We start from the raw sequence: 15,628 nt of genomic DNA, 5'->3' as shown, positions 1-15,628 counted from the left end.
AGAACTCACGTGGCAAAGAACATTCAAGCCATTCGCGGCATGAACGACTACCTGCCGGAAGAAACGGCATTATGGCAGCGTATTGAAGGCACCCTCAAGCAGGTGCTGGGCAGCTACGGTTACAGCGAAATCCGGTTGCCGATTGTAGAGCAGACCCCGTTATTCAAACGCGCGATCGGCGAAGTGACCGACGTCGTGGAAAAAGAGATGTATACCTTCGAAGACCGCAACGGCGAAAGCCTGACGCTGCGTCCGGAAGGGACGGCTGGCTGCGTGCGCGCCGGCATCGAACATGGTCTGCTGTACAATCAGGAACAGCGTCTGTGGTACATCGGCCCGATGTTCCGCTACGAGCGCCCGCAGAAGGGCCGCTACCGTCAGTTCCATCAGCTGGGCGCGGAAGTGTTCGGCCTGCAAGGCCCGGACATCGACGCCGAGCTGATCCTGCTGACGGCCCGCTGGTGGAAAGCGCTGGGCATCGCCGAGCACGTCAAGCTGGAGCTGAACTCCATCGGTTCGCTGGAGGCGCGCGCCAACTACCGCGACGCGCTGGTGGCGTTCCTGGAGCAGCACGTCGAGGTGCTGGACGAAGACTGCAAACGCCGCATGTACAGCAACCCGCTGCGCGTGCTGGACTCCAAGAATCCTGAGGTGCAGGCGCTGCTGAACGACGCGCCGCGCCTGTCCGAGTACCTGGATGAAGAATCCCGTGCTCACTTCGCCGGTCTGTGTGAACTTTTGGCGCAGGCAGGTATCCCATATACCGTTAACGAGCGCCTGGTGCGCGGTCTGGATTACTACAACCGCACCGTGTTTGAGTGGGTGACCACCAGCCTGGGCGCGCAGGGCACCGTCTGCGCGGGCGGCCGTTACGACGGCCTGGTCGAGCAATTGGGTGGCCGTGCCACCCCGGCGGTCGGTTTCGCCATGGGCCTCGAACGCCTGGTGTTGCTGGTGCAGGCGGTTAACCCGGAATTCAAGGCGCCGTCGGCTATCGACGTGTACGTCATCTCTTCCGGCGCGGGCACCCAGAGCGCGGCGATGCAGCTGGCTGAACAGGTGCGCGACGCCGCGCCGCAGTTGAAGCTGATGACCAATTACGGCGGCGGCAACTTCAAGAAGCAGATCACCCGTGCGGACAAATGGGGCGCGCACATCGCGCTGATCCTGGGTGAGAGCGAAGTGGCGGCGCAGCAGGTGGTGGTGAAAGACCTGCGCAGTGGTGAACAAGAAACGCTGGCGCAAAGCGAAGTCGCTGCGCGTCTGGCTTTGATGTTAGGTTAAGGAGAAGGACACCGTGGAAGTCTATACCACTGAAAACGAACAAGTCGACGCACTGCGTCGGTTCTTTGCCGAGAACGGCAAAGCGCTGGCGGTGGGCGTGGTGCTCGGAATTGGTGCCCTGGTTGGCTGGCGTTACTGGCAGAGCCATGAAAACTCCAACATGATGGCGGCATCGCAATCCTATCAGGAAGCCAGCGATCGTCTGGCGGCCGGCAAGCCGGATGACGTGGCTGCCGCGGAGAAATTTGTCCAGGCTAACGGCAACAGCTACGGCGTATTGGCCGCGCTGCAGTTGGCCAAGCACTTTGTCGAACAGAATGATTTCGCCAAGGCGGAACAACAACTGGCGCTGGCGCAGGGCCAGACCAAAGACGACAACCTGTTGGCAATGATCGATCTGCGTCTGGCGCGCGTCCAGCTGCAGGAGAAAAAGCTGGATGAAGCGCTGAAAACGCTGGATGGCGTGAAAGGCGAAGGCTGGGCGGCGATGATGCAGGATGTGCGCGGCGATGTGCTGCTGGCCAAGGGCGACGCCAAGGGCGCGCGCGAAGCTTACAGCAAAGGCATTGAGTCCAACGCTTCTCAGGCGCTGCAGGTACTGCTGCGCATGAAATTGAATAACTTGTCCAGCTAAGGGGAATTCCCATGCAATTGCGTAAAACACTCTTGGTCGGACTGGTTTCCGCTGCCTTGCTGAGTGGTTGCTCGCTGTTTAACAGCGAAGAAGACGTGGTTACCATGTCGCCGTTGCCGAAAGTTGAAAATCAGTTTACGCCGAGCAAGGCGTGGAGCACCTCGGTGGGCGACGGCATCGGTGAGTATTACTCCCACCTGCGTCCGGCCTATCAGGACAGCACCATTTACGCCGCCGATCGCTTCGGCATCGTGAAAGCGATGGACGCCGACAGCGGCAACGAGAAGTGGAAGGTCAATCTCTCCGAGAAGACCGGTTTCTTCTCCAGCAACCTGTCTGCGCTACTGTCGGGTGGCCTGACGGTCGCGGGTGACAAGGTTTACGTCGGCAGCGAAAAAGCGGTGGTTTACGCATTGAACACCGCCGACGGCGCCATCGCCTGGCAGACCAAAGTGGCCGGCGAAGCGATCTCCCGTCCGGTTGTCAGCGACGGCATGGTGTTGGTGCACACCTCCAACGGCATGCTGCAGGCGCTGAACGAAGCCGACGGCGCGGTGAAATGGACGGTTAACCTGGACATGCCTTCGCTGTCGCTGCGCGGTGAATCCGCACCGGCCGTCGCCTTTGGCGCCGCCATCGTCGGCGGTGACAACGGCCGCGTCAGCGCCGTGCTGATGCAGCAGGGGCAACTGATCTGGCAACAGCGTATTTCTCAGCCGAGCGGCGCGACCGAAATCGATCGCCTGAACGACGTGGACACCACGCCGGTGATCGTTGACGGCGTGGTCTACGCGCTGGGTTACAACGGCAACCTGACGGCGCTGGATCTGCGTTCCGGCCAGATTATCTGGAAACGCGAGCTGGGTTCGGTGAACGATTTCATCGTCGACGCGGGCCGCATCTACCTGATCGACCAAAACGATCGCGTCGTCGCGCTCAGCACCGAAGGTGGCGTGACCGTGTGGACGCAGAGCGATCTGCTGCACCGCAACCTGACACCGCCGGTGATGTATAATGGTTATCTGGTGACCGGTGACGCCGAAGGCTATCTGCACTGGATCAACACCACCGATGGCCGTTTTGTCGCCCAGCAGGAAGTGGACAGCTCCGGCTTCCTGTCTGCGCCGATGGTGGCCGGCGACAAGCTGGTCATCCAGGCTCGCGGCGGGAAAGTTTACGCTTTCACCCGCTAACGCCGCTCGTCGCAAGGCTTGCAAACGGCTCCTGAATGTTCAGGGGCCGTTTCGTATTTTTATAAGCTGCACCGCTGGTGTCTATCCACAGTGCAGTAACGCATTGATTATTAAGTAATGAGGCTTCAACAATGATACCTGTCGTCGCGCTGGTCGGGCGCCCGAATGTGGGTAAATCCACCTTGTTCAACCGTTTAACCCATACGCGTGATGCGCTGGTGGCGGATTTCCCGGGGCTGACGCGTGACCGCAAGTATGGTCGTGCTGAAATCGAAGGCAATGAATTCATCATCGTCGATACCGGCGGTATCGACGGCACCGAAGACGGCGTCGAAACGCGCATGGCCGGTCAGTCGCTGCTGGCGATCGAAGAGGCGGACATCGTGCTGTTCATGGTCGACGCCCGCGCCGGCCTGATGCCGGCGGATCAGGGCATCGCTCAGCACCTGCGCAGCCGCCAGAAGGCGACCTTCCTGGTGGCCAACAAGACCGACGGCCTGGATCCGGATACCGCCACCGCCGATTTCTACTCGCTCGGCCTGGGTGAAGTGTTCGCTATCGCCGCTTCCCACGGCCGTGGCGTGACCCAGCTGATCGAACATGTGCTGGTGCCGTTCGTGCCGGAAAAACCGGAAGACGTCGAGCTGACCGAGGAAGAGGCCAACGCCGCTTACTGGGCCGAGCAAAACGGCGAAACGCTGGAAGGCGAAGACGACGAAGAGCCGGAAGAAGAGTTCAACCCGCAGGATCTGCCGATCAAACTGGCGATCGTCGGCCGTCCGAACGTTGGTAAGTCTACGCTCACTAACCGCATCCTCGGCGAGGAGCGCGTGGTGGTGTACGACATGCCGGGCACCACCCGCGACAGCATCTACATTCCGATGGTGCGCGACGAACGCGAATACGTGCTGATCGACACCGCCGGGGTGCGTAAACGCGGCAAGGTGACCGAAACCGTCGAGAAGTTCTCGGTGATCAAAACCCTGCAGGCGATTGAAGACGCCAACGTGGTGCTGCTGGTGATCGACGCGCGTGAAGGCATCTCCGATCAAGATCTCTCGCTGCTCGGCTTTATCCTCAATAGTGGGCGCTCACTGGTGATTGCGGTCAACAAGTGGGACGGTATGAGCGAAGAAGATCGCGAGCACGTGAAAGAGATGCTCGACCTGCGTCTGGGCTTCGTCGACTTCGCGCGCGTGCACTTCATTTCCGCTCTGCACGGCAGCGGCGTCGGCAACCTGTTCGAATCGGTACAGGAAGCCTACGAGTGCGCAACCCGCCGCGTAAACACCTCGATGCTGACCAAAATCATGCAGATGGCGGTTGACGATCACCAGCCACCGTTGGTGCGCGGCCGCCGCGTGAAGCTGAAATACGCTCACGCCGGCGGTTACAACCCGCCGATCGTGGTGATCCACGGCAATCAGGTCAGCGATCTGGCTGATTCGTACAAACGCTACCTGATGAACTACTTCCGCCGCTCGCTGAACGTGATGGGGACGCCGATCCGCATCCAGTTCAAAGAGGGCGACAACCCGTTCGCCGGCAAACGCAACCTGCTGACGCCGACCCAGATGCGTAAGCGCAAGCGCCTGATGAGCCACCTGAAAAAGAGCAAGTAATCGCTCATGAGGGGCGCGGCAGTGATGCCGCGCCCTTTTTTATTGGCCCGAAATCGTTTTATTATCTGAAGATTACCTCGCCTGCCTGAAGGAACACCATGTCCTGGGAAACCTGGAGTTTTGCATTTAACGTCACCGTGCCGAATCTGCTGATGATGCTGCTGGGGATCCTGCTGCGCCATTGGCGCCTGATGGATGACCGCTTTGTCGACGGCGCGACCCGCCTGGTGTTCAATCTGGCGCTGCCGTGCCTGCTGTTTTTCAGCATCGCCACCAACCACCCGCAGCTGCTCGGCAATCTGCCGCTGGTGCTGTTCGGCGCGGTCGGCACGCTGGCGACCTTCCTGCTCTTGGAGCTGGCCGCCAAGTGGCTGGTAAAAGAACCGCGTGAGCGCGGGGTGTTCGTGCAGGGCGGTTTCCGCGCCAATACCGCCATCGTCGGCCTGGCCTACGCCATGACAGCCTACGGCAGCGAAGGCATTGCGCTCGCCTCGCTGTATCTGACGGTGACGGTGATCCTGTTCAACGTGCTGTCGGTCATCACCCTCACGCGCAGCCTGCAGGGCGGGCAGGGCAAGAAAATCAGCCACCTGTCGCTGCTGCGCAGCATTGTTACCAACCCGCTGATCATCGGCCTGGTGTGCGGGCTGCTGTATGCGCAAACCGGGCTGGGCATCCCGACCGTGATCCGCCAGACCGGCAGCTATATCTCCGCGCTGTCGCTGCCGCTGGCGCTGCTGTGCACCGGCGCCAGCCTGGATTTTCGCGCCATGTTCCGCTCGTCCAACGTGGCGGCGCTGTCGTCGGCGGCCAAGCTGTTTCTGGTGCCGTGCCTGATGACGCTGGCCGGCTGGCTGTGCGGGTTTCAGGGGGCGGCGCTGGGCATTATCTTCCTGTTTTCCGCCACGCCGACCGCTTCGGGCAGCTATGTGATGACGCGCGCCATGGGCGGCAACGCCACGCTGGCGGCCAACATTATCGCCATCACCACCGTCGGTTCGTTCTTCACCACCGCGTTGGGGATCTATTTCTTGCGCTCATGGGGCGCGATTTAACCTGGAGTCGTTATGGAAGCGCACTGTCCGCACTGCCGTCAGACCATGAAGTGGGTAGCGGGTCACTACCATTGTGAAGCCTGCCAGCGCGATTATCTGCAGCTGGCGAGCTGCCCGGAGTGCGGGCAGCCGCTGCAAGAATTGAAAGCCTGTGGGGCGGTGGATTACCTGTGCCAGAACGGGCACGGGCTGATCTCCAAGAAACGGGTGAATTTCAGCTATCAGCCGCTGTAAGCCCTCACTCATCCACCTGGCCGGTTTTCCACAGATCCACCAGCGCCTGCGGCGCGCTGCTTTCCGGGATTAACAGCACGATCTCAGTGCTCAGGGTGGGGCTGGTGTAGTTGATTTGCACGCGGTAGTAGCGCTGGTCGCCGCAGCCGGGGGTGGTGGGCTGGCCTTCTTCCTGCGCATAGGGCAGCGTCTGGTTCAGCAACTGATTCAGGCGCTGCCGCTGCTCCGGCGTGATATCGGCCAGCGCGATGCGGCGCTGGCCCGCCAGTTTGGGAATGTAGGCGAAGCCTCCCTCGCGCGCCAGCTCAATGACCGTATCCTGATTGAGCGTCGGCAGCGGTTTCATTATTCCACCCCCACCTGATGCCAGGCTTGCTGCACCTTGTCCGCCACGCTCTGGTCGAAACGCGCTAGCGCATGTTTCACCGTGGTGCGGGCGAAGGTGGCGAAGTCGGCGTTTTGCGGCAGCGCTTTGTCGCACACCGTGTCATACCAGACGTAGCCGGCTTTCTCCCAGGCGAAGCCGCCCAGCGCCGTCGCCGCCAGGTAGAAGGCGCGGTTGGGGATGCCGGAGTTGAGGTGCACGCCGCCGTTGTCTTCCTTGGTCTGGATATAATCTTTCATGCCGGCGGGCTGCGGGTCTTTGCCCAGCAGCGGATCGTCGTAGGCGGTGCCGGGTGCCGACATTGAGCGCAGCCCTTTGCCTGTGATGCCCTTGGCGAGCAGCCCGGCGCCGATCAGCCAGTCGGCTTTATCGGCGGTTTGCTGCAGGTGGAACTGCTTGACCAACGAGCCGAACACGTCGGACAACGACTCGTTGAGCGCCCCGGACTGCTGGTAGTAGATCAGCCCTGCTTCGCTCTCGGTCACGCCGTGCGCCAGCTCGTGGCCGACCACGTCGATGGCGATGGTGAAGCGGTTGAAGATCTCGCCGTCGCCGTCGCCGAACACCATCTGCTGGCCGTTCCAGAAGGCGTTCTGGTACTCCTTGCCGTAGTGCACGCTGCCAACCAGCGGCAGCCCCTGGTTATCCAGTGAATTGCGGCGGTAGGCCTGCCAGAAGAAATCGTAGGTGACGCCGAGATAGTCGTAGGCTTCGTCCACCGCCACGTCGTGGTTGCTGGGCTGGCCCTCGTTGCGCACCTGTTTGCCGGGCAGCTGGGTGCCGTTCTGGGCGTCGTAGATATCGCGGAGCGCTTCGCCGGCTCGGGCGTTTTTCTCGGTCGGCGAACGCAGCGGCTTGTTGCCGAGCAGGCTTTGCACGTGGTTCAGCGTGTGCAGCGCGCAGTCGCGCTGCGGGGCGTTGCCGTGTTCAATGATGCGGCGCAGCATGTAGGGAGGAATGACGGAACGCATGCGCTGGGCTGGCATAGTGGCTCTCCTTAGGTAAAAATTTTACCTCATCGAATGAATGCACTGTGCCTAAGTGTAGCCTACTCGTCATAAAGCCTGTGGTCATGCGTGCTCACCGCCGGCGCGGTCTTGTGCGGGCTGATGCGCCGCACCGAGGCGCGCACCGCCAGCCGGCCGTGCAGCAGCAGATTGCACGGCGGCGCGTCGGCGCGCAGCATGCGCCGCTGCAGCAGTTGGATCGCCTCGTAGCCCAGCTCATCGCGCGGAACCTGCACCGAGGTCAGCGGCACATCGTGGATTTCCGCCAGGTTGAAGCCGTCGGTGCTCATCACCGAGACGTCGCCCGGCACGCTCAGCCCCCGCTTGTTGAGCGCCTTGACCGCCCCGACCGCCATGTAGTCGCCGCCGGCCAGGATCGCCGTCGGCAGCGGGGAGTGGCCGTGGAGGCCGTCGAGGTAGGTGGTCAGTGCCTGCTCGGCCTCTTCACTGCCGAAGCCGGAGGTGGTGACCAGATGGCGGCCGTCGTCGAACGGCAAATGATGCCGGGCGTAGGCCTGCCGGATGCCCGCCAGCCGCAGCTCCATGGTGTGGCGGCGCAGACACTGCAGATTGAGGATATGGCTGTGCCCCTGCTGAAACAGGTAGCTGGCGGAATAGTCGCCAATCAGCTGATGATCCGGCGAGACGCTGTCCAGCCGCATCTGCCGATCGCTGCAGTTGATCAGCACGCAGGGCTTGTGCAGATCGGCGGCCAGGGTGTGGATATGCTCGTCGTCGATGCCGATGATCAGCGCCGCTTCGGTGTGCGGGTCGCTCATCTTTTCCAGAAACAGCGCGCCGTCGCTGTGTTGCTCTTCCAGCCCGCAGTAGCGGATGCGCACCTCGTGCTCCATCAGCGCGGCGGCGATACCCTGAATGACCTTGTAGTAGAAGATGTCGGTGCGCACGTCGAACGCGCGCTGCGGCGCGAACACCATCACGTTGTTCAGCATCAGCCGGCCGCTGGAAATACCCTGCAGAATGCCGTTTTGCTGCGCACAGTCCAGCACCTTGCGGCGCGCCTCGGCGCTGGTGTTGGCCTTGCCCGCCAGCACGCGGGAAACGGTGCTGATCGACAACCCGGTTTGGCGAGCGATCTCCTGAATTTTCAGCTTTCCGTTCATTCTGTGATCTCCTTCAAATTCGTCCATGAGAATATTTTCACCGCGGATTTTCAGCGTCTTGACCGGCTTTTATGCCCATTATGACTATTTTTTCACCCGCCTGTGAAAATCTTTGCAAAAAACCCCGTTTCGCTGCGCGCTCTCGCTGAGTAGTCTGCATTGGTACACCAATTTTAGCGACCTGTCAGTCCAATTTTAACGGTGTGCGAAAAAGAAAACAAAAAATAAATCATGGGGTTGTGATTGTCTGTCGGCCAATGCTACGGCGCCGACCCGTTTTCACCGTCCCTTGTTTGATAGCACAACGTACCCTACCAAAACGCGCGTTGCCGTCGCCGGCGGCCGCGGGGAGAGAACCGATGAGTGTGGAGATCAATCAGGCGGTCGCGCAGAGCGGCCGGCGCAAGTTCAAATCGCTGCGCTGGTGGATGCTGGCGCTGTTCTTGCTGGGCGTCACGGTCAACTACATCACCCGTAACTCGCTGGGCATTTTGGCGCCGGAGCTGAAAACCAGCCTGAACATGAGCACCGAGCAATATGCCTGGGTGGTGGCGTCGTTCCAGCTGGCCTACACGGTGTTTCAGCCGATCTGCGGCTGGCTGATCGACGTTATCGGCCTGAAGATGGGCTTTCTGATCTGCGCCGGCATTTGGGCGGTGGTATGCATGCTGCACGCCGGCGCAGGCAGCTGGCTGCAACTGGCCATTCTGCGTTTCTTCATGGGGGGCGCGGAGGCAGCGGCCACCCCGGCCAACGCCAAGGCGATCTCCGACTGGTTCCCGAAGAAGGAGCGCCCGATCGCCGCCGGCTGGGCGGGCGTCGGTTTCTCCATCGGCGCCATGCTGGCGCCGCCGATCATCGTCATCGCTCACGTCTCCTTCGGCTGGCAGGGCGCCTTCCTGTTCTCCGGCGGGCTGGCGCTGATCTGGGTGGTGCTGTGGTGGCTGTTCTACCACTCGCCGCAGCAGCACCCGAACCTCAGCCAGCAAGAGTTGGATCTGATCCGCGAAGACAACGAGCCGGTGCTGCCGAAGCTGCCGTTCCTCACCTCGCTGGTCAGCCTGTGCAAGAACAAGAAGTTCTACGGCATCGCCATCCCGGCCTTTCTCGCCGAGCCGGCCTGGGCGGTCTTCAGCTTCTGGGTGCCGCTGTACCTGGCCACCGAACGCGGCATGGATCTGAAACAGATCGCGATGTTTGCCTGGCTGCCGTTCCTGGCGGCGGATATCGGCAGCGTCGCCAGCGGCTATCTCACCACACTGTACCGCAAATGGTTCGGCTGCAGCCGCGTCAACTCGGTGGTCGCCAGCTCGGTGACCGGCGCTTTCCTGATGGTGTCGCTGGCGTTCGTGGCGATCACCCAAGATCCCTATGTGGCGATCGCGCTGATCTCGATCGGCGGCTTCGGCCACCAGGTGATCTCCTGCATGCTCAGTGCGCTGGTGGTGGAGTCGTTCGATAAAAACCAGATGGCGACGGTCAACGGTATGCGCGGCTCCAGCGCCTGGATCGCCAGCTTCCTGTTCACGCTGCTGATCGGCGCGGTATCCGACACCATCGGCTTCAACCCGCTGTTTATCGCCATGGGCTTCTTCGATCTGATCGGCGCCCTGTTCCTGATTGCCCTGATCGCCGAACGCGGCGGTAAGAAAACACCTTCACACAGCTAAGTGGAATGCTTATGAAAACCTTGAAAAACTGGACGCTGGCGGCGCAGCATGCCGACCACGTTGAGCTGCTGGTCGATGAACGCCACCGTTTCTGCCTGTACGTGCTGGAAAACGATCTGTTCCGCGTGTTGATCAAACGTGAGGGCGAGCTGGCGCTGGATCGCACCTGGAGCATCGCGCCGCAGGAGGATGTGCCCTGGGAGGGGCGCGATCGGCTCAGCGTCGCCGGCTTCAGCCTGCCGGGCTATCAGCTGCGCCAGGAGGGCGATCGGCTGGTGGTCAGCACGCCGCGGCTGCGCGTGACGGTGCATCAGCCGCTGTGGCTGGAATGGGCGTACTGCAACGCCGCCGGCGAGTGGCGGCCGCTGGCGGCGGACCGGCCGACCAGCGCCTACCTGCTCAATGCGCACGGCGACGGCGTGGCGCATTACCAGCGCCGTTTCGCCGATGAGCGTTATTACGGCCTGGGGGAGAAAGCCGGCGATCTGGAACGCACCGGCCGCCGCTTCGAGATGCGCAATCTGGACGCGATGGGCTATAACGCCGCCAGCACCGATCCGCTGTACAAGCACATTCCGTTTACCATCACCCGCGGGCCGGAGGCGAGCTTCGGCCTGTTTTACGATAACCTGAGCAGCTGCTGGCTGGATCTGGGCAACGAGATCGACAACTACCACGCGGCCTATCGCCGCTATCAGGCCGAAGCGGGCGATCTGGATTACTACCTGTTCCTCGGGCCGAAGGTAGTGGACGTCACCAAGGCCTTCGTGCGCCTGACCGGCCGCACCCACTTCGGGCCGAAGTGGAGCCTGGGCTACAGCGGCTCGACCATGCACTACACCGACGCGCCGGACGCCCAGCAGCAACTGCAGCAGTTCATCGCGCTGTGCCGTCAGCACGCCATCCCCTGCGACTCCTTCCAGCTGTCGTCGGGCTACACCTCGATCAACAACAAGCGCTACGTGTTCAACTGGAATTACGACAAGGTGCCGCAGCCCAAGCAATTGAGCCAGGCGTTTCACGACGCCGGTCTCAGGCTGGCGGCCAACATCAAGCCGTGCCTGCTGCAGGATCACCCGCAGTATCAGGCGGTGGCGGCGCAGGGGCTGTTTATCCGCGATTCGCAAAGCGACGCGCCCGAGCGTTCCAGCTTCTGGGATGACGAGGGATCGCACCTCGACTTCACCAACCCGGCGGCGGTGCGCTGGTGGCAGCAGGGCGTCACGCAGCAGCTGCTGGAGATGGGCATCGACTCGACCTGGAACGACAACAACGAGTACGAAGTGTGGGACGGCGAAGCGCGCTGCCACGGCTTCGGGCGGCCGATCGCCATCAAGCACATCCGCCCGGTGATGCCGCTGCTGATGATGCGCGCCTCGATGGAGGCCCAGCAGCGCTTTGCGCCGCAGAAGCGGCCGTACCTGATCTCGCGCTCCGGCTGCGCCGGCATGCAGCGCTATGTGCAGACCTGGAGCGGCGACAATCGCACCAGCTGGCAGACGCTGCGCTACAACATCCGCATGGGGCTGGGCATGAGCCTGTCCGGGCTGTATAACCTCGGCCACGACGTCGGCGGCTTCTCCGGCGACAAGCCGGACACGGAGCTACTGGTGCGCTGGGTGCAAAACGGCGTGATGCATCCGCGTTTCACCATTCACTCCTGGAACGACGACGCCACGGTCAACGAGCCCTGGATGTACCCGGCCGCCACCCCGGCGGTGCGCGAGGCGATCAACCTGCGTTACCGGCTGCTGCCGTATTTCTACACTCTGTTATGGCAGGCCTGCGCCGACGACGAGCCGATGCTGCGCCCGACCTTCCTCGATCATGAACAGGATGCGCGCACCTTCGGCGAGAACGACGATTTTCTGATCGGCCGCGATCTGCTGGTGGCCAGCGTAGTGGAGCCGGGGCAGCGCCGGCGTTCGGTGTATTTGCCGGACAACGGTGAGGGCTGGTACTGCTTCTACAGCGGCCAGTGGTTCGGCGGCGGCCAGACGGTGACGCTGGCGGCGCCGCTGGAGCGTGTGCCGCTGCTGGTGCGCGCCGGGGCGGCGCTACCGCTGTCGCAGCGGCTGGCGCATGTGGACGTGGCCGCCGACGATCGGCGCGAGCTGCGGCTGTTTCCGCTCAAGGGCTGCGGCGCAAGCAGCGGGCTGCTGTTTGAGGACGACGGTGAAAGCGACGGCTGGCGGCAGGGCGATGCGCTGTGGCTGCGCTGGGAAATGCGCTGCGACCATCAGCGCATCATGCTGGATATCACGACGGAAGGGCGTTTCCGCCCGGCCTGGCGCACGCTGACGCTCAGCCTGCCGGAAGGCGAAACGCGCGCGCTGTGGGTGAACGGCGAACCGGGCGAGCGTTTTACGCTGGAGTAGGGGCTACTCGGCCGCGCGCTTCTTGCGCGGCTTTTTGGCGACGGTGATGGTTTTCACCTCGCTTTCCACCCAGCCGTCCTGCAGGCGGGTTTTCAGCAGTTCGCCGACCTGCGCCTGTTTGGTGGTTTTCAGCAGCTCGCCGCGCGGGGTTTGCGTCACGCTGTAGCCGCGCGCCAGCGTCGCCAGCGGGCTGACGGTTTCCAGCTGGCTGCAGGCCACGCCGAAGCGCTGGCGGTAGGCGTTGAGCTGCCGCTCCATCGCCTGCTGCAGGCGGTATTCCTGCTGCTGTACGCGCTGTTGGTAACGGTGAATGCGGCCCTGCGGCTGCACCTGCGCCAGCCGCTGCTGGGCGCGTTCGCTGCGGCGGGCGGCCAGGCGCAGCTGTTGCTGCATGCCGTCTTCCATCCGGCGCTGCAGCTTGAACAGCAGCGTCTGCTGGCGCGCCAGGCGCAGATGCGGATGCTGCTGCTGTAAACGGTGGTGAATGCGGGTGAACTGCTGCTGGCGCTGCGCCAGGTAGTAATCCATCGCCATCTCCAGCCGCTGCTGCTGCGACTGCAGCTGGCGCAACAGCTCAAGCTGATTGCGGCTGACCAGTTCGGCGGCGGCGGAAGGGGTCGGCGCGCGCAGATCGGCGACGAAATCGGCGATGGTGACGTCGGTTTCATGGCCGACGGCGCTGACGATCGGAATGCGGCTGGCGAAGATCGCCCGCGCCACGCGTTCGTCGTTGAAGCTCCACAGATCTTCCAGCGAACCGCCGCCGCGGCCGACGATCAGCACGTCGCATTCGTCGCGGCGGTTGGCGGTCTCGATGGCGCGCACGATCTGCATCGGCGCTTCCGCGCCCTGCACCGAGGTGGGGTAGATGACGATCGGCAGCGACGGATCGCGCCGCTGCAATACCTGCAGAATATCGTGCAGCGCCGCGCCGCTGGCGGAGGTGATCACCCCGACGCGTTTGGCCGGGGCGGGCAGCGGCTGCTTGAATTGCTGATCGAACAGCCCTTCGGCGCTCAGGCGCTGTTTCAGCTGCTCGAACTGTTGCTGCAGCAGGCCGTCGCCGGCGGGCTGCATGCTCTCGGCGATCAGCTGGTAGTCGCCGCGCGGTTCATACAGCGTGATGCTGGCGCGCACCAGGACCTGCTGGCCGTTTTGCGGCCGGAAGGTGACGCGGCGGTTGCTGTTGCGGAACATCGCGCAGCGCACCTGGGCGCGGTCGTCTTTCAGCGTGAAATACCAGTGGCCGGAGGCGGGCTGGGAGAGGTTGGAGATCTCGGCGGAGAGCCAAATCTGCCCCATTTCCATTTCCAGCAGTTGGCGAACCGTCTGATTGAGGCGGCTTACGGTAAAAATGGAAGGCGAAACAGGTAGCGACATGTGACCCAGATCAAATTTCAAAACAATCACTTAATTGGTCGATACTACATGGCTGAAAAAGGTAATCAAGACTTTTTGCAAGAAAGTGCTGGAGGCAACCGATTCCGCTCTGTATAATGCCGCGGCAATATTTTATCTTTTTCACAGCCCACCCTGGTGAGATATTGCCCATGCTACGTATCGCTAAAGAAGCTCTGACGTTTGACGACGTCCTCCTGGTTCCAGCCCACTCCACGGTTCTGCCTAACACCGCAGAGCTCGGCACTCAACTGACCAAAACCATCCGCCTGAACATCCCTATGCTGTCCGCAGCCATGGATACCGTTACCGAATCCGGCCTGGCCATCGCGCTGGCGCAGGAAGGCGGCCTGGGCTTCATCCACAAAAACATGTCCATCGAGCGCCAGGCTGAAGAAGTCAGCCGCGTGAAGAAACATGAAAGCGGCGTAGTTACCGACCCGCAGACCGTTACCCCATCCACCACGCTGCAGGAAGTGAAAGAGCTTACCGCCCGCAACGGCTTCGCCGGTTACCCGGTCGTGACCGAAGACAACGAGCTGGTCGGCATCATCACCGGCCGCGACGTGCGCTTCGTGACCGATCTGACCCAGCCGGTCACCGCGGTCATGACGCCAAAAGATCGCCTGGTCACCGTGAAAGAAGGTGAAGCGCGCGACGTGGTGCTGCAGAAGATGCACGAAAAGCGCGTAGAAAAAGCGCTGGTGGTGGACGACAGCTTCCACCTGTTGGGCATGATCACCGTTAAAGACTTCCAGAAAGCGGAACGCAAACCGAACGCCTGTAAAGACGAGCACGGCCGTCTGCGCGTAGGCGCGGCGGTCGGCGCCGGCGCCGGCAACGAAGAGCGCGTTGACGCGCTGGTGGCGGCAGGCGTTGACGTCCTGCTGATCGACTCCTCGCACGGCCACTCCGAAGGCGTGCTGCAGCGCATCCGCGAAACCCGCGCCAAATACCCGGATCTGCAGATCGTCGGCGGCAACGTCGCGACCGCAGCGGGCGCCAAAGCGCTGGCTGAAGCCGGCGTGAGCGCGGTGAAAGTCGGTATCGGCCCTGGCTCTATCTGTACCACCCGCATCGTGACCGGCGTGGGCGTACCGCAGATCACCGCCATCGCCGACGCGGTGGAAGCGCTGGAAGGCACCGGCATCCCGGTTATCGCCGACGGCGGCATCCGCTTCTCCGGCGACATCGCCAAAGCGATCGCCGCGGGCGCATCCTGCGTGATGGTCGGCTCCATGCTGGCGGGCACCGAAGAATCCCCGGGCGAAATCGAGCTGTATCAGGGGCGTTCGTTCAAATCTTACCGCGGCATGGGCTCGCTGGGCGCGATGTCCAAAGGCTCTTCCGACCGTTACTTCCAGACCGATAACGCCGCCGACAAACTGGTGCCGGAAGGTATCGAAGGCCGCGTGGCCTATAAAGGCATGCTGAAAGCCATCGTGCACCAGCAGATGGGCGGCCTGCGCTCCTGCATGGGCCTGACCGGCTGCGCCACCATCGACGATCTGCGCACCAAGGCGGAGTTCGTGCGCATCAGCGGCGCCGGCATTCAGGAAAGCCACGTGCACGACGTGACCATCACCAAAGAGTCGCCGAACTACCGCATGGGCTAATGCCTTAACCTCTCCTGAGTGAGAGGCC

At 62.4% G+C, this 15,628-nt stretch carries 13 protein-coding genes; 9 read left to right on the top strand and 4 right to left on the bottom strand.

The features are described from left to right. Positions 1-9: 9 nt before the first annotated feature. The 6 genes from hisS to ACUTSC_RS19845 all read left to right on the top strand — a co-directional run bounded on the left by hisS (position 10) and on the right by ACUTSC_RS19845 (position 6,022). Positions 10-1,284 (top strand): histidine--tRNA ligase, encoded by a 1,275-nt coding sequence (gene hisS, locus ACUTSC_RS19870; RefSeq protein WP_197768752.1) that lies wholly within the window; start codon positions 10-12, stop codon positions 1,282-1,284. Between the two features lie 13 nt (positions 1,285-1,297). Continuing rightward, positions 1,298-1,918, top strand: a complete 621-nt coding sequence (locus ACUTSC_RS19865) for a YfgM family protein (RefSeq protein ID WP_033635592.1) — start codon at positions 1,298-1,300, stop codon at positions 1,916-1,918. An 11-nt stretch (positions 1,919-1,929) separates the two neighbouring features. Beyond that, positions 1,930-3,111 (top strand): outer membrane protein assembly factor BamB, encoded by a 1,182-nt coding sequence (bamB, locus tag ACUTSC_RS19860; protein ID WP_033648914.1) that lies wholly within the window; start codon positions 1,930-1,932, stop codon positions 3,109-3,111. A 131-nt stretch (positions 3,112-3,242) separates the two neighbouring features. After that, entirely contained in the window at positions 3,243-4,733 is a 1,491-nt protein-coding gene (gene der / locus ACUTSC_RS19855) for a ribosome biogenesis GTPase Der (RefSeq protein ID WP_197762317.1), read from the top strand. A 98-nt stretch (positions 4,734-4,831) separates the two neighbouring features. Next, on the top strand, positions 4,832-5,788 hold the full coding sequence (locus ACUTSC_RS19850) for an AEC family transporter (RefSeq protein ID WP_047730075.1): 957 nt from the start codon (positions 4,832-4,834) through the stop codon (positions 5,786-5,788). Between the two features lie 12 nt (positions 5,789-5,800). Further along, on the top strand, positions 5,801-6,022 hold the full coding sequence (locus ACUTSC_RS19845) for a zinc ribbon domain-containing protein (RefSeq protein ID WP_130018142.1): 222 nt from the start codon (positions 5,801-5,803) through the stop codon (positions 6,020-6,022). A 4-nt stretch (positions 6,023-6,026) separates the two neighbouring features. Here ACUTSC_RS19845 and ACUTSC_RS19840 read toward each other — a convergent pair whose 3' ends face one another. From ACUTSC_RS19840 to ACUTSC_RS19830, 3 genes are all read right to left on the bottom strand, one after another. Beyond that, positions 6,027-6,368 carry a protealysin inhibitor emfourin gene (locus tag ACUTSC_RS19840; protein ID WP_197768750.1) on the bottom strand — a complete coding sequence of 114 codons (342 nt, stop codon included), beginning with the start codon at positions 6,366-6,368 and terminating at the stop codon, positions 6,027-6,029. Next, on the bottom strand, positions 6,368-7,393 hold the full coding sequence (locus ACUTSC_RS19835; RefSeq protein ID WP_197768749.1) for a M4 family metallopeptidase: 1,026 nt from the start codon (positions 7,391-7,393) through the stop codon (positions 6,368-6,370). Before ACUTSC_RS19835 ends, ACUTSC_RS19840 begins: the two co-directional genes overlap by 1 nt. A 62-nt stretch (positions 7,394-7,455) precedes the next feature. Further along, positions 7,456-8,538: a LacI family DNA-binding transcriptional regulator gene (locus ACUTSC_RS19830; protein WP_047730078.1), complete on the bottom strand. Its 1,083-nt coding sequence runs from the start codon at positions 8,536-8,538 to the stop codon at positions 7,456-7,458. A gap of 359 nt (positions 8,539-8,897) precedes the next feature. On the opposite strand from ACUTSC_RS19830, the gene ACUTSC_RS19825 reads away from it, so the two are divergent. Together ACUTSC_RS19825 and ACUTSC_RS19820 are read left to right on the top strand one after the other, a co-directional pair. Next, entirely contained in the window at positions 8,898-10,208 is a 1,311-nt protein-coding gene (locus ACUTSC_RS19825) for an MFS transporter (protein WP_445653515.1), read from the top strand. Between the two features lie 11 nt (positions 10,209-10,219). Further along, positions 10,220-12,586 carry a TIM-barrel domain-containing protein gene (locus ACUTSC_RS19820; protein ID WP_445653514.1) on the top strand — a complete coding sequence of 789 codons (2,367 nt, stop codon included), beginning with the start codon at positions 10,220-10,222 and terminating at the stop codon, positions 12,584-12,586. A gap of 3 nt (positions 12,587-12,589) precedes the next feature. Here the strand turns inward: ACUTSC_RS19820 and xseA are convergent, their stop codons facing one another. Continuing rightward, on the bottom strand, positions 12,590-13,966 hold the full coding sequence (gene xseA / locus ACUTSC_RS19815; protein WP_055312720.1) for an exodeoxyribonuclease VII large subunit: 1,377 nt from the start codon (positions 13,964-13,966) through the stop codon (positions 12,590-12,592). A gap of 170 nt (positions 13,967-14,136) precedes the next feature. On the opposite strand from xseA, the gene guaB reads away from it, so the two are divergent. Then, positions 14,137-15,600 carry an IMP dehydrogenase gene (gene guaB, locus ACUTSC_RS19810; RefSeq protein ID WP_033635581.1) on the top strand — a complete coding sequence of 488 codons (1,464 nt, stop codon included), beginning with the start codon at positions 14,137-14,139 and terminating at the stop codon, positions 15,598-15,600. The last annotated feature ends 28 nt before the right edge of the window (positions 15,601-15,628 follow it).

This window comes from Serratia sp. TSA_105.2 (assembly GCF_052692115.1).
This window is presented reverse-complemented; position numbering and strand designations above follow the sequence as displayed.

What these genes read in the sequence shown, in the direction of transcription:
- ACUTSC_RS19850 (WP_047730075.1), top strand. Translation starts at nt 4,832, where the DNA reads ATGTCCTGGGAAACCTGGAGTTTTGCATTTAACGTCACCGTGCCGAAT.
- guaB (WP_033635581.1), top strand. Translation starts at nt 14,137, where the DNA reads ATGCTACGTATCGCTAAAGAAGCTCTGACGTTTGACGACGTCCTCCTG.
- ACUTSC_RS19845 (WP_130018142.1), top strand. Translation starts at nt 5,801, where the DNA reads ATGGAAGCGCACTGTCCGCACTGCCGTCAGACCATGAAGTGGGTAGCG.
- ACUTSC_RS19840 (WP_197768750.1), bottom strand. Translation starts at nt 6,368, where the DNA reads ATGAAACCGCTGCCGACGCTCAATCAGGATACGGTCATTGAGCTGGCG.
- der (WP_197762317.1), top strand. Translation starts at nt 3,243, where the DNA reads ATGATACCTGTCGTCGCGCTGGTCGGGCGCCCGAATGTGGGTAAATCC.
- ACUTSC_RS19825 (WP_445653515.1), top strand. Translation starts at nt 8,898, where the DNA reads ATGAGTGTGGAGATCAATCAGGCGGTCGCGCAGAGCGGCCGGCGCAAG.
- xseA (WP_055312720.1), bottom strand. Translation starts at nt 13,966, where the DNA reads ATGTCGCTACCTGTTTCGCCTTCCATTTTTACCGTAAGCCGCCTCAAT.
- ACUTSC_RS19820 (WP_445653514.1), top strand. Translation starts at nt 10,220, where the DNA reads ATGAAAACCTTGAAAAACTGGACGCTGGCGGCGCAGCATGCCGACCAC.
- ACUTSC_RS19830 (WP_047730078.1), bottom strand. Translation starts at nt 8,538, where the DNA reads ATGAACGGAAAGCTGAAAATTCAGGAGATCGCTCGCCAAACCGGGTTG.
- bamB (WP_033648914.1), top strand. Translation starts at nt 1,930, where the DNA reads ATGCAATTGCGTAAAACACTCTTGGTCGGACTGGTTTCCGCTGCCTTG.
- ACUTSC_RS19835 (WP_197768749.1), bottom strand. Translation starts at nt 7,393, where the DNA reads ATGCCAGCCCAGCGCATGCGTTCCGTCATTCCTCCCTACATGCTGCGC.